The organism is Hungatella sp. L36 (assembly GCF_014288035.1).
Genome location: NZ_JACOPC010000011.1, coordinates 33,746 through 60,180 on the forward strand (window position 1 = coordinate 33,746; position 26,435 = coordinate 60,180).

The window sequence follows — 26,435 nt, forward strand, 5'->3', positions numbered from 1 at the left end:
TCTAGCGTTCTAAATCTCTTTCAATTTTGAACAGCTTTCCTTTTAAATCCTGTTGCTTTTCGTATAACTCATTCCGCTTTTTGTATATTTCCTGATTTGCTTTTAATGCTTCCCGAATCCCACTATATACCTCTGGCTGTACTTTTTTGTAATCAGCAGTTACCTTGCGTATTTCATTATTGTTCTCTTTCAGACTATTGCTTGTAATAACCCATTGAATCAAATTATCTGCTTCCTTATCTTCTGAAAGATTGACATATTGTAATATTTTTGCACATAAGCGAACTATAATTTTCTTTTCCATTTCTGTCACAGTGAAGTACCTACCTTTCCATTCCGTTCCTGCTTTTAAGCTTGTTATCAGAGATTTCTGCCGCTTTTTGGTGTTCAAGGATAGAAATAACCTTTTCCTCTCCTAAAACCATTTTAAGCCGCTTTAAATCACGATTTTCTACCTTTAACACATCATTTTCCTGCTCCACAGATTCCAAACGGTTTTCCAGACGCTTTATCTGTTGTCGTATCTGATTCAGCCGCTTTCCTGCTGATTCTAATTTACGGTTTAAATCAAAATTATTTATCATGATTGTCTGCAATACTTCTTTTAATCTGGTAACAAGCGGCTCCGCTTTCTTATCTTTATACGCTTTCGCACTCATTAGAGTTGTCGGCTCTGGTAACTGCCACTCTTTGTCATTTTGAATTGTCTGAATATTTTTTTCTACTTTCACCCGATTGGAAACCATTTTAGTCAACTCTTTTTCAGCCTGTATTACTTCCGCCTTTTTTGCCTGAACCTGTTTTTCTGTAATGATAATCTTATGTGACGCTTCCTCAATTTGTTTATCTAATTGCAAGACTTCCTTTTGACGCTCTTGTTTCTCAAAATTGAGTACACTTAAATGCTTCCGGTGTGTTCCCAATTTCAACCATTGGATTCCATGCCGTTCCATGACAGAAGATAGCTGTTGTTTCTCTGATTCTATCCATAGATTCCATTCTGTTTCCTGCCTGTTGCTTCCCTCAAAGCCTTGCATTTTTAATGCCTGTTTTAAGGATACTCTGGTATCTAATCCCCGTTTGCTCCCTGTCGTATATGGTACAAAGTCTATATGTAAATGAGGTGTTTCTTCGTCAAGATGTAGGTGAGCAGAGAACACATATAAGTTAGGATTCCTTTTTTGAAAATCCTGCATAAATTCATCTAATATCTGTTTTGCAAGCTCTCCATGTTCCCCTCTTACATTCATATCATCTTTGTTTCCAATCTGGAATACTGCTTCATAGAAAAGTTTTTCTTGTTTACCTGTTCTAATTTTATCGTAGTAATTTTCAATCATACGGTCTTTTCGTGTTTGCTTCACATTATATCGGTTGACTGCTTCATCAAACAAAGTATGGTATACTTGTTTTAAACTTTCATTGCAATACTCAATATTATTTTTTGTCCGTTCAGCGTCAACATTTTCTGCTGTAAATGCTCTCCTGTTATGGGTGAGTGAACCTTTTCCCATCATGCCGCTGATTGTGCGTTCCATGAATCTCCTCCTTTCAGTCGGACAATACGGGCGGCATTTAAGCCGCCATAGCTTTGTTACTTTCGACGAAAGTAACGCAAAAGCACTTTTGACAGGTTCCCTATCAAAAATGCAGACCTGCAAGCAGGTTTTGCGCCCTGCCGAGAGCTGTCCGGCTAACGCCGCCCACGGCTTCACAGCCGTTTTTTCTGTCCGCCCTGTCGTCATAACAAGTTCAACATAATCAAGGTAGCAAGATTCCCTATTCCTATAGATATGGCAATCTTGCCATCTTCTTTTTTACAATGTCCAATACCACTGATTCCCTATTTTTATGGAATCAACATTTAATTCCTTTTTAGCATTCCATAATGTCTTTTTTCGGATTCCACGGTCTTTTGCTTCTTCCTCAATATCCTTGCAAGCCATTTGTCCATCTGCCAAAATTTCTTTTAAAAACTCCTTTGCACCTTTTGATTTCTGACCTCTGCAATCACCAGAGAGTAAATCATCTACATTGATGTCATATTCTCCTGTCCATTCAAATCCATTCTGCTTATCCAATCGAAAAGCTATCGGTTTTGCTTCTGGTGCCAGCGAACTTTTCACCTGACAAACTACCCTGATTTCCGGGTCATCTTTTATCCTGCCAACAATTAAAACGCTTCTAGCCGCCGCTTGAAAATCAATGGAGCCAAGACCACGATAAGACGATTTTCCTCCGCTGGCTTTATTCATATGACCGATTAACACAATCGCACAGTGATACTTTTCAGCTAATGTAGAAATCCGCTTCATTACGGGTCTTATTTCATTCGCCCGGTGCATATCAACGTCAGCACCTAAATAACCTTGTATTGGGTCAAGCACCACCAATCTGGCACCCGTTTCAATAATTGCTTCTTCCAGACGGGAATCCATCATAGTCAATGCTTTTTCTTTATCATCAATCACCAATACTCTTGAACAATCTGCTCCTGCCGCATTTAAACGTGGCTTAATGGTATCTCCCAGACCGTCCTCCGCTGTCTGGTACAGAACATTCACAGGTTGTCTATCTGATTCTGCTTCTTCCTTACTTTCAATCCCAGCCCCCGGTTCGTCAAAAGGAAGTACCGCTTCCCCACGGGTCAGCTTTGCAATTACTTGTAGGGCAAGTGTTGTTTTACCCTCGCCGGGGTCTCCCTGAATAATCGTGACCTTACCAAAAGGAATCAGCGGATAAAGAAGCCATTCCACTTCTTCCTCTTGTACATCAGCCATATTTATAATCTTTAATTCTGTTTTCTTCTTTTCTTCCATATTGGCACCCCTTTTCAAATTTTCAGTTGATTTTTGGAGAAGCCGCCTGTATACTTAACTTGTGAGATATGGTATCGGCGGCTTGCCCGTTTACCATTAAAAACTCTTGCCTGCTAAGCAAGGGTTTTTTCATTATCTTTGGTTTCTTCTTCCGGCTTAAAATATCCGGTTTCTTCCCATACCTTGCGGTCTGGACAGTAGTAATTGTACTCTGATGAATTTTCCAGCTTAACAGCATAACCGAATGTAAATATCCCTTTTTGCAATCCATATCGTATGTATTGAGCGTCTTTCCCGATTGCTTTTGCGATTTCTGCTATTGGTACATTCCGACCTTTAAACTCTGGTAATTCTACATAGTACCGGATTCTCTCCATAAAATCCCTCCCTACTGATTCAAAATTTCTTCCATGCTCATTCCAAGAGCTTCCGCTAATTTGTACGCTACCACCGGAGAACAGCTCTTTCCTGCCTTGATACAAGAAATTGTCTGTCTGGATACTCCACTCTTTTCCGCTAACATACGAATATTCATTTCCTGTTCTCCCATTTTAATCTGCATTTTTGTTTCGTTTAATCTCATTGTTTTCCTCCTTTAATTTTAAAATATGCACTTTAAATACATATTTTATTATACGTATCTATTTTTCATATGTCAAGTTATTTTTTTCAAATATATGTACTTGTAATTCGTATTTTTATATGATATGATAAGGGTGGAGGTGAACAAATGATAGATAATCAAAATAATATCGGACAGAGAATCCGGGCAGCCAGAAAACAGAAAGGTATCAATCAGACAGAGTTAGCAAACCTTTTAGGGAAATCGCTCCGCACCATACAAAAATATGAAAGCGGAGAAATTGAAGTTTCCATTGCCATGATTAACGAGTTGGCAAAGGTGCTTGATACCACATCTACTTTTCTGATTGGCTATGAGCATGACGAAAAGAATATCCTTAGTCTTTCAGATATTATGGACTTCCTTTTCAAATTGGACAGAGTAAAGGGCTTGAATTTCAATATTGATGTGAAACGCCCTCCCCATTATGACGAATGGGAGTGTTCTATTACATTCAATGGTAAAGACAAGTCAGCAGATTTCAATGCAGATATGTGCCTATTTCTGGAAGAATTTGCAGAGTACAGGGAAGATTTTAAGAATAACCGTATCAGTGCAAAACGGTATAAGGAATTACAGGACAAAGACCTTGCTTATTATTCTGCTACTATGCTGGAAGAAAAGCCCGAAGATTAATTTTCAACAAATGTTCCTTGAAAACAGAATACTAATAGAAAGGGTGATTGTATGGCAAAAGCATTACAAAGAGCAAATGGAACAGGAAGCGTCTACAAACTATCAGGCAAACGCCGCAATCCGTGGCGGGCAGTCGTTACAAACGGTTGGGCATACAATGATGAAAAAGGGAAGCTGGTGCAAAACCGGGTGACAATCGGCTATTATCACACCAGAGATGAAGCGATACAAGCCATTGCAAACTATAATTCCAGCCCCTATGATATTCAGACCAACTCTGTTACCTTTGAAGATGTATACGAATTGTGGAGTAAAGACTATTTTCCCACACTCTCAACCATGTCAAGTGTACGCACTGTCCAAGCCGCCTATAAATATTGTACTCCCCTCTATAAAATGCGTATGAAAGATATTCGCGTGGAGCATTTAGAGGGAACCATACGTGACGCAGATGTAGGAAGTGCCACAAAAGGCAGGATTAAATCATTATTTAATATGATGTACCGTTACGCAATGAAACATGAGATTGTCCAAAAGGACTATGCACAGCTTTGTAACGCAGTCAAACGGGAAGCACCAGAAAAAGAAGTCATTCCCTTTACAACAGAAGAAATTAACCTGCTCTGGGATAACGTAAATGAGGTTCCTTTTGTGGATATGATTTTAATAGGAATTTACAGCGGCTGGCGCCCACAGGAATTAGCATCCTTAAAGACAGCAGATATTGACCTTGAAGCCAGCACCATGAAAGGCGGCATGAAAACAGACGCAGGTAAAAACCGTGTTGTACCAATTCACCCTCTTATCTACCCTCTCATTGAAAAACGCATCTCGCCAGAAAATGAATTTCTGTTTAATGATGATAATGGACAACATGGAACCTACATGACCTATGACAAATATCGGGGCAGATTCGTAAAAGCCATGAAACGCTTGAAGCTGACCCACCGACCGCATGAAACCAGACATACTTTTATCACAAAAGCTAAAGAATGTCATGTAGACGAATACATACTAAAACTCATTGTCGGTCATGCCATAACAGATATTACAGAAAAAACTTATACCCACAGGACAATGGAGCAACTCCAAAAGGAAATATGCAAGATAACAAAATAAGAGATGTTTCACAAGGCGTTCACCCTGAAAAACATCTCTTATACACTAACATTTTAATTCTTATCTTTGTGCGCTACGCTTGTGTGCTACGTGTGCGCTACTTGTGTTCTACACACTCATTTTCAACACTTTTCAGCACAACTCACAACTTCTGAACCCCTTATAAAATGGGCTTTTCTTAGAATTTCCCTTCCTTCGCCGCTTCCTCAATCGAAACAGCAACAGCAACAGTCATACCAACCATCGGGTTATTTCCTGCACCGATCAGACCCATCATCTCAACGTGAGCCGGAACGGAGGAAGAACCTGCGAACTGTGCGTCAGAGTGCATACGTCCCATAGTATCTGTCATACCGTAGGAAGCAGGACCTGCTGCCATGTTGTCCGGGTGAAGTGTACGTCCTGTACCACCGCCGGAAGCAACAGAGAAGTACTTTTTGCCCTTCTCATTACATTCTTTCTTGTAAGTACCTGCAACCGGATGCTGGAATCTGGTTGGGTTGGTGGAGTTACCAGTGATGGAAACGTCAACGCCTTCCTTCCACATGATTGCAACGCCTTCTGTTACGTCGTTGGAGCCGTAGCAGTTAACCTTTGCTCTTAAGCCTTCAGAATAGGACTTTCTCCACAGTTCTTTTACTTCGCCTTTGTAGTAATCCATCTCGGTCTCTACGTAAGTAAAGCCGTTGATTCTGGAAATAACCTGAGCGGCATCTTTTCCTAAACCGTTTAAGATAACTCTTAATGGTTTCTCACGAACCTTGTTTGCCTTCTCTGCGATACCGATTGCGCCTTCTGCTGCTGCGAAGGACTCATGACCTGCCAGGAAGCAGAAACAGTCTGTGGTCTCTTCCAGTAACATCTTTCCTAAGTTACCATGGCCTAAACCAACTTTACGCTGATCAGCAACGGAACCCGGGATACAGAAAGACTGAAGGCCTTCGCCGATAGCTGCAGCCGCGTCAGCAGCTTTCTTGCAGCCTTTTTTAATTGCAATGGCTGCACCTACCGTGTAAGCCCATTTTGCATTCTCAAAACAGATCGGCTGAATTGCCTCTACCTGCTTGTATACATCTAAACCAGCATCTTTAGTGATCTTCTCAGCTTCTTCGATCGAAGCGATGCCATAGCTGTTTAAAACGGAATTGATTTTGTCAATTCTTCTCTCATATGATTCAAATAAAGCCATTATCTTGTCCTCCTTGTTATTAGGCTATGTCAAATTCTGCAAATGGAAATCCGATATTTCTATGTAGACTTATCGTCCTGTCCCATTATTCATGTCTTGGGTCGATGATCTTAACAGCGTCAGCAACACGGCCGTACTGTCCTTTTGCTTTCTCCCATGCAGTATTCGGATCGTCGCCCTTCTTGATGAAATCTGTCATCTTTCCAAGGCTTACGAACTGATAGCCGATGATCTGATCGTCAGCATCCAGTGCAATACCGGTTACATAACCTTCAGCCATTTCAAGGTAACGAGGACCTTTCTTTAAGGTTCCGTACATGGTACCAACCTGAGAACGAAGTCCCTTTCCTAAGTCTTCCAGTCCCGCACCGACAGGAAGTCCATCCTCTGAGAACGCACTCTGGGTTCTGCCGTATGCGATCTGTAAGAATAATTCTCTCATTGCTGTATTGATTGCGTCACAAACAAGGTCTGTGTTCAATGCTTCTAAAACGGTTAAACCTGGCAGAATCTCTGCAGCCATGGCAGCGGAGTGAGTCATACCGGAACATCCGATGGTCTCTACCAGTGCTTCCTGAATGATGCCTTCTTTGACATTTAAAGTCAGCTTACATGCACCCTGCTGAGGAGCACACCAGCCAACGCCATGTGTTAAACCGGAGATATCTTTAACTTCTTTAGATTTTACCCATTTTGCTTCTTCTGGGATTGGAGCAGCGCCGTGATGAACGCCCTGTGCCACTGTGCACATCTCTTCTACTTCCTGTGAATAAATCATGTTAAAACTCCTTTCGAATAAGTAATAATTGTGAAAAGTACTTTGTTAAATATATCACATCATACTTAGCTATATTCTCTCACAGAATGTCGAATTTCGCAAGCATTTTTTGGATTTCCCTGTAAAATCAAGGGGGTTGGGAAATCTCCTGATTTATCATTTTTCCTTCCCTCTCACGCATATAATTACTAACCACCTGTCAAAGGAGCATCTGTCAATTACCCAAGTCTAAAGACACAGGCTTGTAGCTCAACAACCGTAGTAAAAACAACAGGGGATTCCTCTGTCTCCTACCTCTAACATTGGCTACTATAGGCTGATTGACTGCAGCCCTTCTGCTTCGGCTTTGCCTGACAGACCTCTGCTAACCAGAGAAGAATTCGCTTTCGATCCCAGTGGAATTGACTCGTTACGCCGGGATGCTCTTCGGAGCGGCAAGGTACAAATTCATCACACCGATCCGGTCATCATTGCTTCGGTATCCGCACTTACAGCATTTGAATTACACGTTCTAAAGATTCAATAAAAGAAAGGAAAGAGAGACTCTGTAAGAGACGCTGAGGGGCGCCTTTCCTCTCATGTCTGAAGACACGAGTCTCCAGGTACATCTATGAAATCGAAAAATATCAGCGCTCTGCTCATTTCAATCATGATCCCTTTGGCTGTCGGCTCTATTTCTGCGCTTATCAGCGGTAATACGATGGCCTACCAGACATTGATCAGGCCGCCCTTATCACCGCCGGCCTTTCTGTTTCCGGTTGTATGGACAATTCTGTACCTGTTAATGGGGATCTCCTCCTACATGATCTATGTCTCGGGGGATCCAAACACAGGAAAAGCGCTTAAATACTATGCATTACAGCTTCTTTTCAATTTTGGATGGAGCATCCTGTTTTTTGGTCTCTCCCAATATCTGCTGTCATTTATCTGGCTTATTGCACTGATCCTGCTTATAGCCGTGATGATTTACCAGTTTTATAAAATCTCCCCTCTGGCAGCCTGCTTACAGATTCCATACCTGTTATGGTGTATGTTCGCCGCATATCTGAATCTGTCTATTTACCTTCTGAATCGATGATCCGTGTTTTGCCGGTTACGAAAACAGGAGAAAAGGGGAACTGCCCCGCCAGTGATGGTAAATCACAGGTATGACAGCTCCCCTTTCTTCCTGCAGCATTTCCTTCGAAGCTTCCGCATCTCCAGTCAGGTCCACGTTCAGGCCCACATTCTGGTTCACGTTAAGGCCCACAGTCAGGCCCATGTTCAGGCCCATGTTCAGGCCAACATTCAAGCCGCTCCCTCTTTCAAGTTTCTGACCAGCAGCTTTAAAAATGGGAGCATCACCAGCACATAGGTCACAGAGAAAATAATACTTGCAGCGATTGACGCTTTGTTCCGGTGCCGTTTTGGGATTCCCATTCCAAACAGAAACCCGGCAGCACAGACGCAGAGCTTTAACAACGCCACATCACGGATTTTCCAGGACTTTATATATTCGTCCGCAGTATTCAGCCATTGTTTCATCAGCGTGTCCTCCTTCATGTATTTCTTATATTTCCATTATATCATCAGGGACAGCCATAATCCAATGTTTTTTCCTGGATTAACCGATCCGCACCGCAGTCTCCACCGCCTGCCTCACCGCTTCCAGCGCCTGTGCGGGCTGCTGCGCGTCTCCGATCAGAACCGCCTCCGGATAAGCCTCTTTCAGTTCCTCATAAAGACCTCTGACCGGGCGTGCCCCGCAGGCATAGATGATATGGGTAAAGCCGCTTAAAACTTCCTGTGTGCCGCGCCTTTCCACAGTCACCTCTCCGCCGTTTACGGATACCAGCTTTGTGCCTGTCATCATGGTAATCTCCGGCCGGTTCAGCCGTATCATGGCCGGCACTCTGTTGTTCACTACCATTCCCGCGCCGATCTCATCTGCCATCTCGATCATGGTAATATGACAGAATCCGCGCTTCTGATGCATCATGTACTCACAGACCTCACAGCCAACCATACCGCCGCCGACTACCAGGACATTTCCGCCTGGGATTGCTGTCTCTCCTCTCAATACCTTCCATGCGGTTATCGCCTGCTCCGGATCGATTCCCGGTACCGGCGGGAGCATCTCTCCCGCTCCGGCAGCGATAACCAGCGTATCAGGAGAAAGACGGTCAATAACGTCCCTGTCCGCGGCCGTGTTCCGCCGTACGTCTACAGACAGCCGTTCCAGTTCATGCTCCAGATAGACAATCCATTTGCTCAGTTCCTGCTTATGGGGCGGAATACAGGCAAGCCGCATCTGGCCTCCCAGTTCATTTTCCCGCTCCAGGAGAACGACTTTGTGGCCGCGCACCGCACAGGCCCTGGCACAGGCCATGCCGCCGATTCCGCCGCCCACGATTACCACACGTTCCGGCCTTTCCGTTTTCGTAAGCTCCAGCTCTTTCTCCCTGCCTGCCGCCGGATTGATCACGCAGGAGGCCGGATGGCGTTTCGTCTGTTCTCCCACACATCCGATGGCGCAGGCCGCGCACGGTGCGATTCCGTCGTAATCTCCGGCTTCCATCTTTTTTACGAAGTCGGGATCCGCAATCAGGGCGCGGCCCAGCACGACGCCATCCACCTTGCCCGAATCGACCAGATATTCCGCATACCGCGGCTCGCCTATTTTCCCGACCACGAGTACCGGCACTGCCGCCGCCTGCTTCAGCGCTTCCGCCTCCGGAACGTTGACGCCCTGCACCTCCCCGTGGCACGGGATAATCTTATTGCATCGCTCATACTGGGTACCGCCGCTGATTTCAAATGCATCCACGCCGTGACGTTCCAGGATCGGAACGAGGTACTTCATATCTTCCAGCGTATTGCCCTGTTCGTCCCGTTCACTTCCCGACATGCGAAGAATAATCGGGAAATCGGGGCCGCAGGACTCCCGAATCGCATCCAGGACTTCACACAGCAGGCGTGCCCGGTTGTCAAGGCTGCCGCCGTAACGGTCCGTCCGTTTGTTCCTCATGGGTGATAAAAGTGATCCCAGCAGCATATACGCGTGGGCGCAGTGCAGCTCGATTCCGTCAAAGCCGGCGCGCTTGGCATCGTATGCGCCTTTTGCGTATTTCTGTATGATCCCTGGAATTTCCTCCAGTGTGACAGCCCTGGTCTTCTGAGCCATGGAATTTAAGTACACGCTGCTGGCCATGGGCGGAATGCCGCGGAACGCGCTGACACTCTCCGGTCCCGGGTGGGTGATCTGCGGGATCACCCTGGCGCCGCACTCGTGGATTTTGTCCGTGAAATGGCGGTAGGACGCAATACTCTCTTCATTTCTGAAACACAGCGTGTTGCCCAGATACGGCACATCGGGATCTACCGAGAGCGCGTCGGTGATGATACAGCCCACGCCGCCTCTCGCCCTTGCCAGCCAGTATTCCTGCATGGTCTCATTGACCGTTCCGTCTGGGCTCTCGTATCCCAGGGACATGGGTGCCATGAAAACGCCGTTTTTTACGGTCATGGAACCGATCTTTAACGCTTCTAATAATCTGGATTTCATCGATAATTCCTCCTCTTTTCCGTGCAAAGCTCTATGCGAAACCGGCATACAGGCTTCCTCTTCACCAGCCTTCTATACCTGCCTTGCAGTGTCAAATCCTTCCGCAATCGCATCAATCGCACGCCTTGCCCGCTTCGCATCTCCGATAACAAAGAAATCCGCCCCAGCCTTCTCACTGGCTTCTTTCAGCGCACTGCTGTCTCTCGAAGCAGACCCCACAGCCAGAACCACGCTGTCACAGACCACGGTCTCCTTCCCTTCCAGTGTCTCAACCACCACACCGGTCTCATTGATTTCGAGACATCGGGCATTTGTGATGATCCCGACCGACTCACCGCCGAGCTTCTGCATCACGGCGATTTTCCGGAGCATTCCCAGATCTTCTCCCGCCGTATCCTTCATTTCCAGCACCTTCACCGGATGCCCGGCCGCCGCCAGCGCATCCGCGGCCTCGAGACCGACCAGCCCGCCTCCGATCACACAGACGCTGCCCTCCGGCTCCACTTCATGCTCCAGCACGGCGTGGGCCTGACAGACCATTTTCTTCCCGCTTCCCGGAAGCTTCAGCTCGATCGGCGCGGAGCCTACGGCCGCGATCACCGCGTCCGGTTTCTCCTCCGTGATAATCTCCGGTGTAAGCGGCGTATGGAAGCGCACCTCCGCACCCGACCGCTCCACCAGCCGTCCAAAGGAAATGGCTGCCTGTTTCATCTCTTCCTTGCCCGGAGCCTGGCCCGCCGTGATAAACTGGCCGCCCAGACGGTCTCCCGCCTCAAAGATCACCGGATGATGGCCCCTCATGAGCAGCACCCTGGCCGCCTCCAGGCCGGCCATTCCGCCGCCTGCGATATAGACCCGTTTCGGAGTCTCCGCCTTTGTAAGCTTCCACTCCTCCTCGTGACCCAGACACGGATTTCTCAGACATGTGATAAACGGTCTGTTCCTTAAATCGCAGAATCCGTCGTAGCAGCCCTGGTTGCAGCCGACACAGTGGATGATGTCCTCTGTCCTGCCCTCCCTCGCCTTATTGCAGAACTCCGGATCAGCCAGCTGGGCTCTTCCCATGACGACCATATCGGCCTTATCCTCTTCCAGGATGGCTTCCGCCTGCTCCGCGGTGTTAATCCTTCCCACGGCGATCGTCGCCATCTTCGTCTCTCTTCTGATCCGTGCGGCGTTCTCCACATTAAAGCCTCTCGGAATATCGATGGGCGGAACCTCATAAACGGATCCGGCCGTAATGATATTTCCCCTGGATACATCCAGTACATCCACTCCATTTTCCCCGGCTATGCGGCAGAATTCGATGATTTCTTCGATAGTAAGCCCACCCGGCAGATAATCATCGTGAGCATCAATACGCATGAACAGCGGCATTTCCTCCGGTATGGCGTTCCGAATCGCCCGTATACATTCAAGCGGGAATCTCGACCGGTTCTCAAAGCTTCCTCCGTACTCATCCGTCCTGTGATTTAAGCCTCCGCTTAAGAAGGAATGGGGCAGATAATTGTGCGCGCAGTGGAATTCCAGACAGTCGTATCCAGCCTCGACACAGCGCGCCGCGGCCTTTCCGTAACACTCCACAATCTCCTGTATCCTGTCTGTTGTAATAGCCTTAAGCTTCTTACCCGCAAACTCCATATCATTAACCACCAGCATTTCTGCCCTGGGGTCAAACGTCGTGGCGATAGAGCCCTGCCACAGCTGAATCGCCGCCTTTCCGCCGTTCTGGTGGATGGCATCCGTCAGCTTCTTATGCCCCCCGATCAGGCTGTCGTCACTGATGGATACAAAGTGTGCGGGAGCGCTGGGTGTATGTACCGCGGCCACCTCCACGATGTTTAAGCCGCAGCCGCCGGCCGCTCTGGCCGCGTGATAGGCGGCAAGCCTCGGAGTGATCTCCCCCTTTTCCCCCGCCATACGGGTTCCCATTGCAGGCAGCACCACCCTGTTTTTCAGTTCCAGACCCCTGATTTGAATCGGAGAAAATAATCTGTCATACATAGAAAAACCTCCTTCGCATATTGAACATGATACTTTCATTATAGCAAAGAAGGGCTTCTCCTTATATTCACATTATGAAGTTTTATTATCATTTTTTGTCAGGCTTTTCTCTCATCACTTCCCGGTACTCCTCCGGCGTCTGGTTCATCCACCGTTTAAAATGCCGCTGAAAGGTAGACTGTGAGTTAAAGCCGCACAGAGAGGCGATTTCCAGAACCGTCCTGTCCCCTGTCCGCAGAAATGAGCAGGCATAGGAGATGCGGACCTGGGCCAGCAGCTCTTCAAAGGGATTTCCAAACACCTGTTTAAAGATCTGCTTCACTGTATACGGCTTCATACAGAACTTCTCACATAAATCCTCCAGCCGTATATCCTCGGAAAAATGGATATGGATATACTGAAGAAACTGCATTGCCGAACCGGCGCCGCTTCCCGGAACCATGGTTCCGATATACTCCGTCTGATACTCCCGCGGAGTCACCCCGCAGTACTGTTTGAACACCTTGTAAAATGCCGCGGCAGAAGAGAAATTCAGCTGATCGCCGATATACTCCATGGACAATTCCGGAAAATGCAGCAGCGCGCAGGCATTGATCACCTTTCCAAACTGCTTGAGCTGGAAAAATGTGAATCCGCAGGCTTCCTTGATCCTCCGGTTCATCGTCTCAGGGCTTATCCCCTCCTCAGTCATGTCCTCCAGCGTGATATCCTCTCCCGTTGCCAGAATCACTTTCTCGATGATGCTCCATACCGTCCGTTCCTTCCGGGACGCCTTACCGATTTCCTCATAGGCATACCGGCAGTAATAGGCGTGCAGCTCGAGCGTCTTGTACTCGATCATGTTAAGACGCTCAAATCGCGCTTCCTTTGCCTCACGAAGAAGGCTGCGCACCAGCGCCTCCACCTCTTCCTTCTCTTCCCCGGAAAGTCTCACCATGGGCTTCGTATCGTACACCAGCCTGGCATTGGCGTGCTTCGGGTGCTTCTCCCAGCTCATATACATAAAAAGCCCGATGTGGAACCGGATCACCGCCACATCGAGCTTTTCCTCCACCGCTTCCACATGGTGGAAGTGGTGGGAATACATGCAGAACAGACTGCCCGGCACCGCGTCGTAGGCATATCCGTTTACCGATATGGCGCCCTTTCCGGACAACACATAGAATATCTCCACACGCTCGTGGAGATACGGATCGGTGGGCCCGTCGATGATTCTGCGCTCGATCCCGATCTCCTTCTCCACATAGTTGTCGTAATGGTTGATCCCCGTGTACCAGTCATTCTGCTGTTTCATAATTTTTATAATCTCACCTTATACGATTCTTCTGACCGATAAAATCGTCCTGTATGTAGCCGTACCTACCTTGATACCAGTCGTAGGCGTGCTGGCGTGAACAATCTGTCCGTTTCCGATATAGATCGCGACATGGCCGGCGTAGCAGATTAAATCACCTGGCTGCGCCTCCGAATAAGAGACTTCACGTCCCGCGGAACGCTGCTCCGAAGAGCTTCTCGGCAGTGAGTAGCCGAAATGCTTGTATACCTGCTGCACGAAACCGGAACAGTCGGCTCCGTTCGTTAAGCTTGTCCCTCCGTAAACGTAGGGATTACCCACAAACTGAAGGCCATAATCCGCCACCGCGCGGCCCTGTGCCGATCCGCCGCTGCTCTTTACCGCAGCCGGGCCGGTGTATTTGTCGTTGGCCGATGTCTTCTTCGAAGTAGTCGTAGCCGAACTCTTTTTCTTTGCTGCTTCCGCTTCCGCTTTCTTTCTTGCTTCCTCGGCCTCCCTCTTCTTTCTGGCCTCTTCCTCTTTTGCCTTCTGAATCTCCTGGTTCTTCTTCTCTACGGTCTTGGCATAGGCCGCCGCGTCATTCTTTGCCTGGGCTAACTGGGAGTCAAAATTGCTGACTTCCTTCTTCTTTTTGGCAATCGTCGTCTCCAACTGGGATTTCTGGCCCTGAAGCTCCAGCTCCATTACCTCCATCTCGGCCTTGTCATTCTCCAGCTGCGCCTTGTTGTCAGCCACCTGCTGCTTTGTCTCCTGATACGTATCCAGCATCTTCCGGTCATAGGAATAGATACTCTCCACATACTCCGCTTTGTTTAACAGGTCCGCCATACTCTTTACCTGAAGAAAGATATCAAGGTACTCTGTATCGCCCTTCTCATACATATACTGAATCCGCTTTTTCATAGCAGCATACTGCTTTTCTTCTTCTTTTTTAGCAGCCTCGTAATCGATTTCCGCCTGCTTAATGTCGGCTTCCTTGTTGGTGATATCCGTCTCGAGGAACTGAATATCGGTAAGAAGCGCCGTTAAATCCGAGGTCAGCTTTGACACCTGGGCGTTGGCGGCGTTCTTGTTGGCTTCTGCCGCTTCCGCCTTCTTCTTAGCGTCATCCAGCTTCTGCTGAGCCTCTTTCTTCTCTTTTTCCGCCTTGGATGTGGCCCACGCGGGAACTGTCTGTGTACATAGCATACTTCCGATTAACAGGCTGCAGCCGAGTCTCCTCAGCCACTTCCGAAAATGATTGCTTCTTAACTGTATTTTTATATTCATCGCTGGTCCTTCGCTCTATTTTCATCTGGAATTTTTATGTAGAAATACTCTATCTCTTATGTTAACCGAAACCATAGGTAAAATTCAACCCTTTTTTATATTTTTTATGATTTTTTTATAATCACGCAGAACATGGCCTCTAAAGCGGCTGTGCTCCGGCATGGGAGTCCGGCCTCCCGGCCTTTTCGCTCATTTTCTGCCCCTCCCGCATGGTTTTCAATTCCTCCAGCACTCTCACCACGATAAAGGTCGCCAGCGCAAAGGTAAAGACATCGGCTACCGGCTGGGCCAGCTGTACACCCAGAATGCCGCAGATGTTCGGCAGAATGAGGAGCGAGGGAATCAGGAACAGGCCCTGGCGTCCCATGGCTACCAGCGAAGCGCGGAACCCGTATCCGATGGACTGGGTCAGCATGTTGACCATGATCACCCACGCCTGAAGCGGCAGCGTCAGGATCTGCAGCCGCAGCGCCAGCGTACCGATCCGGATCACCTCTAAATCTTCCCGGCGGAATGCGGTAATGATCGGGCGGCTGATCACAAATGCAATGATGCCGAAACAGGTCAGCATCGTAATCGCCACCTTTACACAGAACCAGAACGCCTCCAGCACACGGTCGTACCGCTTCGCCCCGAAATTAAAACCGCATACCGGCTGGAAGCCCTGGCCGAAGCCGATCAGCGCCGAGTTAATAAACATCATAAACCTGGAGACAATCGACATGGCCGCAATAGCGGAATCGCCGAATGGTCCTGCCGCAAAGTTTAGGATCACTGTCGCCACGCTGGCCAGTCCCTGGCGGCAGAAGGAGGGAAGCCCTGCGTGCAGAATCTCTCCGTACATTTTCCCGGTAGGCGTAAATTTGGACAGCCTCATCCGAATGCTTCCTTCTCTGAAATTACACTGGTAAAACAGGATTCCGAAGCTGATCATCTGACTCATCATCGTCGCAATGGCCGCTCCTGCAATCCCCATATCAAAACCGAAGATCAGAATAGGATCGAGAATCATATTCAGGACACCGCCCGTGGTAATACCGATCATGGAATACATGGCATTTCCCTGGGCGCGCAGAATATTGTTCATGACAAAGGAAGACATCATAAAGGGGGCTGCGATCAGAATATATTTGCCATAGTCCATGGCGTATGGAGCGATGGTTTCCGTAGCCCCTAAAAGAAATACGAGCGGCCGCAGGCAGATGAGCCCGAAAACCGAGATCAGGGCACCGATGATCAGGGCCGTGAAAAATGCGGTCGCCGCCGATTTTTCCGCTTCCCCGCCGTTTCTGTCCCCCAGCGAACGCGAGATGTAATTCCCGCTCCCCATTCCCAGCGTAAAGCCGATAGCCTGTATCATGGCCATGGCGGAGAACATGACGCCCACCGCGCCGGATGCGCTGGTTCCGATCTGGCTGACGAAAAAGGTATCCGCCATATTATAGATGGCGGTCACCAGCATGCTGATAATCGTTGGAACCGCCAGCCGCGGAATCAGTGTGGAAACCGGCGTTTCGATCATCTGTACAAAACGTTCTTCCTGTGTCATCGGTTTCTTCATTTGCAAACTCCCCCTTCTAAACTTACCATGACGCCTGCGCGCCATCCTCCGGAAGCTTCCCGGATACATACAGAAAACAGATAAAGAACAGGATTCCCTTGATCACGCTGGAAATCGTAAATGCCCACCAGATGCCGTCAAGCGCCAGCGGTGTGCTGCTTAAAATCATGGCGAGCGGTATTCTTGCCGAGGTAAACACGACACTTATAACGGAACAGAGCAGTGTCTTCCCGAGACCGGACAGCGCGCCGACCGTCGTCAGCTCCACACACATGAACATCTGTGAGAAACCGAGGACGACGAGATAGCTGATGCCCATGGGAATAATATCTGCCTCATGGATAAACAGTCCGAAGATCTGCCTCGGAAATCCGATCAGCACACCTGAACAGAAAAGCCCCCATACGAACATGACGCCGATGGCCGTCATATAGCCTTTCTTCACCCGTCGGTACTGGCGTCCTCCGTAGTTCTGGCCAATAAAGGAATTGATGGCCGCCGCGAACCCATCCGCCGTCATCCAGGAGATGGATTCGATCTGGCTTCCCACTCTCTGCACCGCCACGGCCGCGTCGCCGAAGCCTGCCACGAATCTGGTCAGAACCATGGAAATGCTGGTATAGATCAGATTCTGGACCGCAGCCGGAAGGCCGATGCGGACCATCACCCGGAAATAATCTTTGGGGATCCGTTCCAGGAAACGGACCTTATCAAACACCAGTCTGTCCTTTTTCACTACCACAAGAAATACAATCGTTACAATCATCTGTGCCGTGACCGTGGCCACCGCCGCACCGGCGACACCCATTACGGGAAACGGTCCGACGCCGAATATTAAAACCGGATCGAGTATCATATTCATGATAAGCCCGATAACATTGGCGATAAACGGTGTTTTGCTGTCCCCCATCGCCGTCAGTATTCCGGTAATTATCGCATTTAAAAAGGAAAACAAGATCAGGCCGCAGGTAATCTTCAAATACACCTGGGCATTGTGAATAATGGCGCCGTCACTCAAGCCGAAAAATCCGATGAGCGGACGGGCTCCAAATACTGTAACAGCGGCAAATACCAGGGCAAACAGAACGCCCATCTGGATCGCTCCCGCCGCATACTTGGCGGCCTCCTCCGGTCTCCCGCTGCCGAGAGAATGGGCCACCTTCACCTGGCCTCCCATCTTGGCCAGCGCCACAACGCCCTGGGAAAGCCATGTATACATGCTGGCCGCGCCCACTGCCGCCACCGCGGGAGACCCCACCAGGCCGATCCACGCCATATCCGTCAGGCTGTATGCCGTCTGGACCAGCGCCGTCGCCATAATCGGCAGGGCCAGTCCCGTCAGAGACGTAAAAATATGGCCATGCAGCAAATCTATCTTCTTACTCATATACACCTCAAACGAAATGATATATCATCAGGAAGGGCTGCCTTGCTGGCAGCCCCTCTGCATCCTGTTATGATACTTCTATCTACACTTCCTGTTGTAATACTTTTTATTCACCCTGTCCGGATAAGTATTCGTGGATTCCTCTCGCTCCGGCGCGTCCCGCCTCCATGGCGAGAATTACTGTGGCAGCACCCGTAACGGCGTCGCCGCCTGCATATACGCCTTCCTTTGTGGTCTTACCGTTTGACTCTTCCGCTACGATACATTTTCTGCGGTTAGTTTCGAGACCCTTCGTAGTGGCGGAGATCAGCGGGTTCGGTGAAGTTCCGAGAGACATGATAACCGTGTCCACTTCGATGACAAATTCGGAACCTTCAATGGCAACCGGTCTTCTTCTGCCGGAAGCATCCGGTTCACCCAGTTCCATCTTGATGCACTTCATGCCATTCACCCATCCGTTGCCATCGGTGAGAATCTCAATCGGATTTGTCAGAAGATTAAAGATGATTCCCTCTTCCTTCGCGTGGTGTACCTCCTCCGCTCTGGCCGGAAGCTCTGCCTCGCTTCTTCTGTATACAATATGTACGTCTGCGCCGAGACGAAGAGCCGTTCTCGCGGCATCCATCGCCACGTTTCCGCCGCCGACAACCGCTACCTTCTTACCTGCAACGATCGGCGTATCGTAATCATCACGGAACGCTTTCATTAAATTGCTTCTCGTTAAATACTCATTGGCTGAGAATACGCCGTTGGCGTTCTCACCAGGGATTCCCATGAACATCGGAAGTCCAGCGCCGGAACCGATGAATACGGCCTCGAAGCCTTCTTCATCCAGCAGCTCGTCGATGGTCACTGATTTGCCGATGATGACGTCTGTCTCGATCTTAACGCCTAACTTTCTCACGTTATCGATCTCCGGCTGTACGACGCCTTCCTTCGGGAGACGGAATTCCGGAATACCGTATGTCAGTACGCCGCCCGGCTCGTGGAGGGCTTCAAAAATCGTCACCTCGTATCCCATCTTCGCCAGATCGCCTGCACATGTCACGCCGGAGGGGCCGGAACCGATCACGGCTACCTTCCTGCCGTTGGTCTTCTCCGGAGCCGCCGGAACGAAGCCATTCTCTCTGGACCAGTCTGCAACGAAACGCTCCAGCTTACCGATGGAGATCGGCTCGCCCTTAATTCCGCGGATACACTGGCCTTCACACTGGCTCTCCTGCGGGCACACACGGCCGCAGACCGCCGGAAGTGCGGAGGATTTTGCGATTACCTTTGCGGCTTCCTCGTAGTTGCCTTCCTGAACCTCCTTGATAAAGCCCGGAATGTCGATGGAAACGGGACATCCGCCCACGCACTTCGGATTCTTGCACTTTAAGCAGCGGCTGGCTTCCGCTCTCGCCTCTTCTTCATTATATCCAAGACAAACCTCTTCGAAATTTGTCGCTCTGACCTTCGGATCCTGCTCTCTGACAGGCACTTTCTTCATCATATCCATTACTCGTCACCTCCACAATGGCCGCATCCGCCATGATGGGTCGCACCCTCATGAAGTCTTAACAGCGCACGGCCTTCTTCCGTCTTATACATCTGCTGTCTCTTCATCGCCTCGTCGAAATTCACGAGATGGCCGTCAAATTCAGGTCCATCCACGCAGGCGAACTTCACTTCTCCGCCCACGGATACACGGCAGGCACCGCACATGCCTGTTCCATCCACCATGACCGGATTTAAGCTTACGATTGTCGGAATACCCAGTTCCTTTGTCATCAGGCAGGTGAATTTCATCATGATCATCGGTCCGATGGCTACACAGACATCGTACTTCTTGCCCTGGTTTACAACCAGATCCTTGATCACTTCTGTAACCATGCCTTTTCTCTCATAGGAACCATCGTCTGTGGTGACGTACAAATTACCGGCTACCGTCCGCATCTCGTCTTCCAGAATCAGTAAATCCTTTGTTTTGGAACCCATAATGACATCAACGGAAACGCCGTGTTCTTTTAACCATTTTACCTGTGGATATACCGGAGCAGTTCCAACGCCGCCGGCTACGAATAAATACTTTCTGTTTTTCACTTCTTCCAAGTCGTCATGAACGAACTCCGACGGATTACCCAGAGGTCCCACGACATCGATGAAGGAATCTCCCGTCTTTAAACCAGCCATTCTCTCTGTGCTGGCTCCGACGATCTGGAACACGATGGTAACGGTTCCCTTTTCTCTATCATAGTCACAGATTGTGAGAGGAATACGCTCTCCCCTCTCGTCCATCCTGACAATTACAAATTCTCCCGGCTGGCAGGCTTTAGCAATCCTGGGCGCTTCTACGTCCATCAGATAGATCTTGTCAGCTAATTTCTCTGCTTTTAAAATCTTATACATCTTCATCCTCCTAATTCTTTTGGTGAATTATACCTGTACGCCTTTCCTGATAGCCTTCCCCAACAATCAGGAGAAATGGTACTCTTATCATCTTACCATCTAATTTCCAACCTGACAATATGAATTCTTAAAAATAAAGGATAAACTTACTGCTGTTCCTGCGGCCTGGCTTGGCTCATTTCTTCTGATACATCCGGAAACTGTAACACAAATTAAAGTAGGTATGCTCATCACTCTCAGCGGTAAGGCTCCACTCCCCGGACTTGTCTAAGTCGGGGAAATGGGTATCGGCGCTGTATTCGTAATCGATAAAGGTTGCGTGGACGGTGTCACAGTAAGGCAGGAATTGATCATAGATACTGCTGCCGCCGATGATGAATACGGAGGCCTGGGGGTACTGCTTCAAAAATTCAAGAGTCTCTTCCAGAGAGTGGCAGACGACCGCGCCTTTTACCTGGTAATTCCGGTCTTTTGACAGAATCACGTTGATGCGGCCGTACAGCGGCTGCTTTCCCGGAAGGGTCTCAAAGGTTTTTCGTCCCATCACGATGATTCCCCCCTGAGTCTCCTCCCGCAAAAGGCGCTGGTCCTCAGGAATGGAGACCAGGAGCTGGCCCTGATTTCCGATCGCCCAGTTTTTGTCAACAGTTACTAATATGTTCATGATAACCTCTTTTCCTGTTTTTCCGCGAAGCAGATCATGCTTCTTCGTCTTCTTCCGCCGCTATCAGCTCCTTTGCATAAGGAAGTGTCATGATCCAGTCGCAGAAGGTGTGCCACTCGGCAAGCTTGTGGTTTCTTCTCGCAAAGTACATATTAATTAAGGATTCATAATTCATGGTACACGTCCTCATCTGGTTGTAGCTGGACGGGAGCAGCTGGATCATATCGTACCAGTCGTCCTTGCTCTTCGTCTCCAGATAGCGGTTCCGCACCTTCTCTAAATACTCCACCATCTGATTCATGAATTCCAGGGTCTCCGGAGTCATGTGGTCGTGGCTGAAATCATCTATGGAAAATGGTTTGCTGTGAATCTTGTGCATCGTGCTGGTAGAGTTTGCCACGGTGGAAACTTTATAGGTATCGTACTCCTTCCACCAGTACAGCGGTGCGGTGATATCCACGGATACGAAAATCTGCCGGATGTATTTGCGGTGGTCACTGCCTGCATTTCTTAACCGTCTGGCCAGGCTCATATCATTGGGTCCCAGCACAAAATTACCGTCTTCATCGTAGCCACTGTCCATACGCCCCCAGCTGTTCATGGGATTTCTCGCGCCCCGGATGGCATTTTCAAAATTCATTACGCTTGTTCTCTCGCAGTTTAACATTCTTTTGTCCTCCGTCCTGGTCTGATTTTATCGATTCGGGCAATTCCTGTTTTTGTAAGTACAGAAAGCAAAATGCAGCCCCTCGTACTCTTTCTCTTCCCCTGTTTCCGTCTCTTCCCAGCCTTCCTGACTGTCGAGATTCACAAACCAGGTGTCAGCACCGAAATCCCGTTTCATCCTGGTCACATACGCGGTATCACAATATGGAAGAAACTGCTCATAGATGCTCTGACCGCCAATAATATAGACATCGTCGCTGTCATACTCCTTCAGCTGCTTTAAGGCATCATCCACACTGCGGCAGACGATGAGTCCCTCGCCGTTCATGGTATCGTCCGATGTCAAAACGATGTTAATCCTGTTTTTCAATGGCTTCGCATCCGGAAAGCTCTGCAGCGTTTTTCTGCCCATAACGACCACTTTCCCTTTTGTAACCGTTCTGAAAAATTTCATATCTTCGGGGAGATGGGTCAATAATTTTCCGTCTTTCCCGATCCCCCACGCTTCGTCAACCGCAACAATCGCTTTCATGTAGTATCCTCCTGTCCTGTTTCTAAACATCATTATATACAATTATTTCTTTTTTGCAAATTATTTTCGATGGTTCGTAAATCTCATATTCCAATCGGCGTCCGTCTAAGCAAAAATAAAACCGGGTCCCTCAAGCCCCGGTTTTACATGTAAATCATCGGTCCATTCTACTTCTGTGTAAAACGCTCCAAATACGATTCCGCTTTCCCTCTGTCCATGGAAAAACGTTTCTGCAGCTTTTCGATGATTCTTTCATCTGAAACACCATCTTCTCTGTTATCCTCTAAAGTGTACCCCTTGTCAAGGACAAATTTAGAACAAGGGAAACTTTGTTCGTTATTAGATATTGCTATATTTTATTGTTTTTCTTTGTACCGCTCCTGCCCCTTTATTGGATATACTCCGGTTGTATAATACTGATAGTATTCGTTCGGTGACAGTCTTGCCAACTGCCATTGATATCGTTCATTATTATAATAATTCATCCAATCATCCACTATCTCTTTTACCTGGGCAAAGGAACTGCATACGCCTATATCTATTTCATCTTTCATATGGCCAAAGAAGCTTTCCTGGGGAGCGTTGTCCCAGCAGTTCCCTCTCCTTGACATCGACTGCCGCAGTCCCTTGTCTTTGAGCAGTTGTATAAAGCTGCAGCTCGTATAATGGCAACCCTGATCACTATGTATCATCGTTTCTGTCGATAATGATACTCCATGCACCTGCACCATCTTATTGATTGTCTCAAGCACAAAATCTACTTCCAGGGTTTCACTCAACACATAGGACAAGACCTGTTTTGTAAAGGCATCCAGGATGGTTGACAGGTAACAGAAGATTCCTTGATACGCAATGTACGTTATGTCTGTCAGCAGAACTTTTCTTGGCCCAAATGATGTGAATTCCCTTTTCACCAGGTTATCCGCCACATGGCTGCTCTTCATCGCCTTCGCCATTCTGCGGTATGGGTTCGCTCTTCTGATCTGACAGACAAGGCCATACTTTTTCATCAATCGGCGTATCTTCTTTACATTCATGACAACCGGCGGTTCCTGGTGCAGCAATGTCATATAAATACCCTTGGCGCCCTTATCGTACCCTCTATGCCTATACGCTGTCAAGATTTGTTCAAAATCTGCATGCTCCTTTGTCTCACGCTCCTTCCGGATATTCGCTGCCTTTAACCAGCGGTAATAACCAGAACGTGAGACTCCTGCTATGCCGCATAACATGCTGGCTGACAGAAGATTATTTTCTTTGCTCAATACTTCATGAATGATCACGAACTTACAACCCGAATCTCCCATGATCAGTTTTTCCGCTTCTGATTGTCTGCTTTTATAATTTTTTTTAGGAATTCCACTTCCTGTCGTAAATACATCAGTTCATGCTGCATCTGTGTGACCGTTGGTGATTCTTCCAGTATCTCTTCCGGCTGTGCTTTCTTTGCTAATCTCTTAGTCCGGTTCTCGCCCTCATGGAAACCGTCACCTGAAAGCGCTTCTTTCTTGACCCGCTGCACGATATTATCTATCTGTTTTTGATGGAAAAGTCCCACATCATATCCAAAGTCACCGATGATTTTCCGTGGAGCATCTCCGGCTTGATATCTCATCCAAAAATCTTTTTTGAACTGAACCGCAAAATAAAGTTTATTTGATGTCACTTTATAAGTATACGGATTCCGTTTCAATTCTTTTATCTCTTTTGCAGTATATCGACTCATTGCACCCTCCTGTTGATGTTTTTATTATATATCAACATCTAACATTCGGAAACATCCTTCTTCAAATGTCCACATTTAAGGATTTATCCCTTTTTCTTAGTGTCCATTTTTAGGGATCCCTTCATCTCATTGTGTCCACTTTATAGGGTACATTTTACTCAATCAATGCCTGAATTCCTTTTTCCATTCCTTTCTTCATTCCTTTCTCCATGCCCTCATCAATCAGCATCTGTCCAATCTGTGTCATCCGCATTTCCTCCTTGATCTGCCTTTTATAGGCTTCGTCTATCAGCTTGTCAGAAAAGGTCAAAATACCTGCAAGCGCTTCCAGAGCCTGTTTTCGGTCTGCAATTCTCTTCGCCAGTTCTACTGCCGAGATGATCACCGGCTGTTTTTCCTTCTTTCCCTTTACGGTTAGCGGCAGAATCATCAGCTCCATTAATTCCTCATCGGTCAAACGTTCTCCTGCATCTATCCGCTTCCTGATCCTGTCGTACTGCGCCTTTGAGTCTGCTTCCACTAAAAAGGTGGGTTCAATCTTCAGCACAATGCCTCCCAGATCATAAACCGCTTCCGCATGGTCCACGTCGGCCGTGTAGATAACGATCATTTTTATCTGTTTGATACGATTCAGCTCATGGTTTATCGCATAACGCTTTATCACTCTCGCGATATAATTTATGTATTTCACAAAATTTTCCTGGTTATAGGCTGATTCATAATCCATGATCCCGATCGAGCCGTCACTCAGCAGAAATAAATTGTCAAGCCGCAGCTCATTGCTTTCGATCACCGGTAAATTCGTAGGCAGAATATCTACGATTTTTAACTGGTGAATTCCAAAGGGAGCCAGTGATTTTCCCTTAAGCGCCTCCGCCATAACCTTAGCGGTTACATCCTTATTCTGGTATGCAATATCTCCCATATTTCTTCCTTTCTTCTATTATACTTTAATCAATGGGTAACTTCAAGAAAATACGATTACAACCGCATCACCAGCTTTCTCATTTATTCTCTTTCGTAATACAATATAACGGAGTTTTTCGTGGAGACCACAAAGAGATTAAGAATCATTTTCGCACAGGAAAGAACTCCCTGCGGAACTCTTTCATATTACCCGATCACAGCCGATATGTCAATATGAAAAACGGTGCGTGAAAAAATTATCACACGTTACAAACAGGACTCTGATTATTTTCATGAGATACCTGTTCGAATCGAGCGGTATCTGTTATAATTGAAACGGCCGCAGGCGGATTATAAGAATATACGCCCCCTGCCGCCGGTTACTGAATTACTTACAGGATCATGGAGGAATATCATGAGTTACGCAGATACTTTATTCATACAGAATTGCAGAGAAATCTTATCAAACGGCGTATGGGATACGGACAGCGAGGTGCGTCCGGTCTGGGAGGATGGTGCTCCCGCCCATACCATAAAGAAATTCGGCATCATCAACCGCTACGATCTGTCAAAGGAATTTCCCATCCTGACGCTCCGCCGGACCGCGTTTAAATCCGCAATCGGTGAGCTGCTTTGGATCTGGCAGAAAAAATCCAGCAACATTCACGACTTAAGCAGCCACATCTGGGACTCCTGGGCCGATGAGAACGGAAGCATCGGAAAGGCATACGGCTACCAGCTGGGAATTAAGCATAAATACAAAGAGGGCGAGTTCGATCAGGTAGACCGGGTTCTCTATGATCTGAAGCACAACCCACTAAGCCGCCGGATCATTACCAGCCTGTATAATCATCAGGATCTTCACGAGATGAATCTCTATCCCTGCGCCTACAGCATGACATTCAACGTATCCGGGAATGTGCTGAACGGGATTTTAAACCAGCGCTCCCAGGACATGCTGACCGCAAACAACTGGAATGTCACCCAGTACGCGGTTCTGCTTCACATGTTCGCCCAGGTCAGCGGCTTAGAGGCCGGAGAACTGGTCCATGTCATCGCAGACGCCCATATTTACGACAGACATGTGCCGATTGTTAAGGAAATGATTGAAAAAGTGCCTTATGAGGCGCCGACGTTCCTTATGGACCGGGAAGTACAGGATTTCTATCAGTTTACAAAAGACCATTTCCGGCTGGAGGATTATCAATACCATACGTTTACGGATAAGATTCCGGTTGCCATCTAGAATCGCAGAAAAAGAATACCAGAAAGAAGAATACAGAAAGAAGATCAGTATTTCGGTGCCTGTACAGCAAAAACCGGCAGGCATA

At 47.8% G+C, this 26,435-nt stretch carries 27 protein-coding genes; 4 read left to right on the forward strand and 23 right to left on the reverse strand.

The features are described from left to right. Position 1: 1 nt before the first annotated feature. From H8S80_RS22540 to H8S80_RS22560, 5 genes are all read right to left on the reverse strand, one after another. Positions 2-304, reverse strand: coding sequence for a hypothetical protein (locus H8S80_RS22540; protein WP_117632347.1), 303 nt, complete (start codon positions 302-304; stop codon positions 2-4). A gap of 19 nt (positions 305-323) precedes the next feature. Next, positions 324-1,517 (reverse strand): plasmid recombination protein, encoded by a 1,194-nt coding sequence (locus H8S80_RS22545; RefSeq protein WP_117632374.1) that lies wholly within the window; start codon positions 1,515-1,517, stop codon positions 324-326. Between the two features lie 300 nt (positions 1,518-1,817). After that, positions 1,818-2,819 carry an AAA family ATPase gene (locus tag H8S80_RS22550; protein WP_117632346.1) on the reverse strand — a complete coding sequence of 334 codons (1,002 nt, stop codon included), beginning with the start codon at positions 2,817-2,819 and terminating at the stop codon, positions 1,818-1,820. A 113-nt stretch (positions 2,820-2,932) separates the two neighbouring features. Next, entirely contained in the window at positions 2,933-3,196 is a 264-nt protein-coding gene (locus tag H8S80_RS22555; protein WP_027294644.1) for a hypothetical protein, read from the reverse strand. Positions 3,197-3,207: 11 nt separating this feature from the next. Then, positions 3,208-3,402: a helix-turn-helix transcriptional regulator gene (locus H8S80_RS22560; protein WP_027294645.1), complete on the reverse strand. Its 195-nt coding sequence runs from the start codon at positions 3,400-3,402 to the stop codon at positions 3,208-3,210. 147 nt (positions 3,403-3,549) lie between these two features. On the opposite strand from H8S80_RS22560, the gene H8S80_RS22565 reads away from it, so the two are divergent. Both H8S80_RS22565 and H8S80_RS22570 read left to right on the forward strand, forming a co-directional pair. Further along, on the forward strand, positions 3,550-4,077 hold the full coding sequence (locus H8S80_RS22565) for a helix-turn-helix domain-containing protein (RefSeq protein WP_117632345.1): 528 nt from the start codon (positions 3,550-3,552) through the stop codon (positions 4,075-4,077). Positions 4,078-4,128: 51 nt separating this feature from the next. Continuing rightward, on the forward strand, positions 4,129-5,196 hold the full coding sequence (locus H8S80_RS22570; protein WP_117632344.1) for a tyrosine-type recombinase/integrase: 1,068 nt from the start codon (positions 4,129-4,131) through the stop codon (positions 5,194-5,196). A gap of 178 nt (positions 5,197-5,374) precedes the next feature. On the opposite strand, the gene H8S80_RS22575 is transcribed toward H8S80_RS22570, so the two are convergent. Both H8S80_RS22575 and H8S80_RS22580 read right to left on the reverse strand, forming a co-directional pair. Further along, entirely contained in the window at positions 5,375-6,385 is a 1,011-nt protein-coding gene (locus tag H8S80_RS22575) for a GGGtGRT protein (RefSeq protein ID WP_117632343.1), read from the reverse strand. A gap of 85 nt (positions 6,386-6,470) precedes the next feature. Then, positions 6,471-7,163: an iron-sulfur cluster assembly scaffold protein gene (locus H8S80_RS22580; RefSeq protein WP_002602846.1), complete on the reverse strand. Its 693-nt coding sequence runs from the start codon at positions 7,161-7,163 to the stop codon at positions 6,471-6,473. A 610-nt stretch (positions 7,164-7,773) separates the two neighbouring features. Between H8S80_RS22580 and H8S80_RS22585 the strand changes: the two genes are divergently transcribed. After that, a complete protein-coding gene (locus H8S80_RS22585) occupies positions 7,774-8,241 on the forward strand; it encodes a TspO/MBR family protein (RefSeq protein WP_117632342.1) in 468 nt (155 codons plus the stop codon). A gap of 15 nt (positions 8,242-8,256) precedes the next feature. Here the strand turns inward: H8S80_RS22585 and H8S80_RS22590 are convergent, their stop codons facing one another. From H8S80_RS22590 to H8S80_RS22665, 16 genes are all read right to left on the reverse strand, one after another. Beyond that, positions 8,257-8,454 carry a hypothetical protein gene (locus tag H8S80_RS22590; RefSeq protein WP_117632341.1) on the reverse strand — a complete coding sequence of 66 codons (198 nt, stop codon included), beginning with the start codon at positions 8,452-8,454 and terminating at the stop codon, positions 8,257-8,259. Beyond that, positions 8,451-8,687 carry a hypothetical protein gene (locus tag H8S80_RS22595; RefSeq protein WP_117632340.1) on the reverse strand — a complete coding sequence of 79 codons (237 nt, stop codon included), beginning with the start codon at positions 8,685-8,687 and terminating at the stop codon, positions 8,451-8,453. The genes H8S80_RS22590 and H8S80_RS22595 overlap by 4 nt, the downstream gene beginning before the upstream one ends. 79 nt (positions 8,688-8,766) lie before the next feature. After that, on the reverse strand, positions 8,767-10,707 hold the full coding sequence (locus tag H8S80_RS22600) for an FAD-dependent oxidoreductase (RefSeq protein ID WP_117632339.1): 1,941 nt from the start codon (positions 10,705-10,707) through the stop codon (positions 8,767-8,769). A 72-nt stretch (positions 10,708-10,779) separates the two neighbouring features. Next, positions 10,780-12,711 carry a bile acid Fe-S flavoenzyme BaiCD gene (baiCD, locus tag H8S80_RS22605; RefSeq protein ID WP_117632338.1) on the reverse strand — a complete coding sequence of 644 codons (1,932 nt, stop codon included), beginning with the start codon at positions 12,709-12,711 and terminating at the stop codon, positions 10,780-10,782. Between the two features lie 88 nt (positions 12,712-12,799). Next, positions 12,800-14,005, reverse strand: coding sequence for a helix-turn-helix transcriptional regulator (locus tag H8S80_RS22610; protein WP_025530909.1), 1,206 nt, complete (start codon positions 14,003-14,005; stop codon positions 12,800-12,802). Between the two features lie 18 nt (positions 14,006-14,023). Beyond that, the gene (locus tag H8S80_RS22615) at positions 14,024-15,274 is read right to left on the reverse strand and encodes a C40 family peptidase (RefSeq protein WP_002602839.1); all 1,251 of its coding nucleotides are present in this window, start codon (positions 15,272-15,274) and stop codon (positions 14,024-14,026) included. Positions 15,275-15,413: 139 nt separating this feature from the next. Beyond that, positions 15,414-16,835: an MATE family efflux transporter gene (locus tag H8S80_RS22620; protein WP_002602838.1), complete on the reverse strand. Its 1,422-nt coding sequence runs from the start codon at positions 16,833-16,835 to the stop codon at positions 15,414-15,416. Positions 16,836-16,857: 22 nt separating this feature from the next. Further along, the gene (locus tag H8S80_RS22625) at positions 16,858-18,222 is read right to left on the reverse strand and encodes an MATE family efflux transporter (protein ID WP_002602837.1); all 1,365 of its coding nucleotides are present in this window, start codon (positions 18,220-18,222) and stop codon (positions 16,858-16,860) included. 106 nt (positions 18,223-18,328) lie between these two features. After that, positions 18,329-19,720 (reverse strand): NADPH-dependent glutamate synthase, encoded by a 1,392-nt coding sequence (gene gltA, locus H8S80_RS22630; protein WP_002602836.1) that lies wholly within the window; start codon positions 19,718-19,720, stop codon positions 18,329-18,331. Continuing rightward, positions 19,720-20,610 (reverse strand): sulfide/dihydroorotate dehydrogenase-like FAD/NAD-binding protein, encoded by an 891-nt coding sequence (locus H8S80_RS22635; protein ID WP_002602835.1) that lies wholly within the window; start codon positions 20,608-20,610, stop codon positions 19,720-19,722. Before H8S80_RS22635 ends, gltA begins: the two co-directional genes overlap by 1 nt. A gap of 175 nt (positions 20,611-20,785) precedes the next feature. After that, entirely contained in the window at positions 20,786-21,274 is a 489-nt protein-coding gene (locus tag H8S80_RS22640) for a dihydrofolate reductase (RefSeq protein ID WP_117632337.1), read from the reverse strand. 34 nt (positions 21,275-21,308) lie between these two features. Beyond that, positions 21,309-21,941, reverse strand: coding sequence for a hypothetical protein (locus H8S80_RS22645; RefSeq protein ID WP_117632336.1), 633 nt, complete (start codon positions 21,939-21,941; stop codon positions 21,309-21,311). Positions 21,942-21,968: 27 nt separating this feature from the next. Next, the gene (locus H8S80_RS22650) at positions 21,969-22,472 is read right to left on the reverse strand and encodes a dihydrofolate reductase (protein ID WP_002602832.1); all 504 of its coding nucleotides are present in this window, start codon (positions 22,470-22,472) and stop codon (positions 21,969-21,971) included. A 356-nt stretch (positions 22,473-22,828) separates the two neighbouring features. Next, positions 22,829-23,779 carry an IS3 family transposase gene (locus H8S80_RS22655; RefSeq protein ID WP_117632335.1) on the reverse strand — a complete coding sequence of 317 codons (951 nt, stop codon included), beginning with the start codon at positions 23,777-23,779 and terminating at the stop codon, positions 22,829-22,831. 2 nt (positions 23,780-23,781) lie between these two features. Further along, positions 23,782-24,198: an HTH domain-containing protein gene (locus H8S80_RS22660; protein WP_117632334.1), complete on the reverse strand. Its 417-nt coding sequence runs from the start codon at positions 24,196-24,198 to the stop codon at positions 23,782-23,784. 154 nt (positions 24,199-24,352) lie between these two features. Beyond that, a complete protein-coding gene (locus tag H8S80_RS22665; RefSeq protein WP_117632333.1) occupies positions 24,353-25,123 on the reverse strand; it encodes a hypothetical protein in 771 nt (256 codons plus the stop codon). A 396-nt stretch (positions 25,124-25,519) separates the two neighbouring features. Here H8S80_RS22665 and thyA point away from each other — a divergent pair, with 396 nt between their 5' ends. Next, positions 25,520-26,350 carry a thymidylate synthase gene (thyA, locus tag H8S80_RS22670; RefSeq protein WP_117632332.1) on the forward strand — a complete coding sequence of 277 codons (831 nt, stop codon included), beginning with the start codon at positions 25,520-25,522 and terminating at the stop codon, positions 26,348-26,350. Positions 26,351-26,435: the final 85 nt, after the last annotated feature.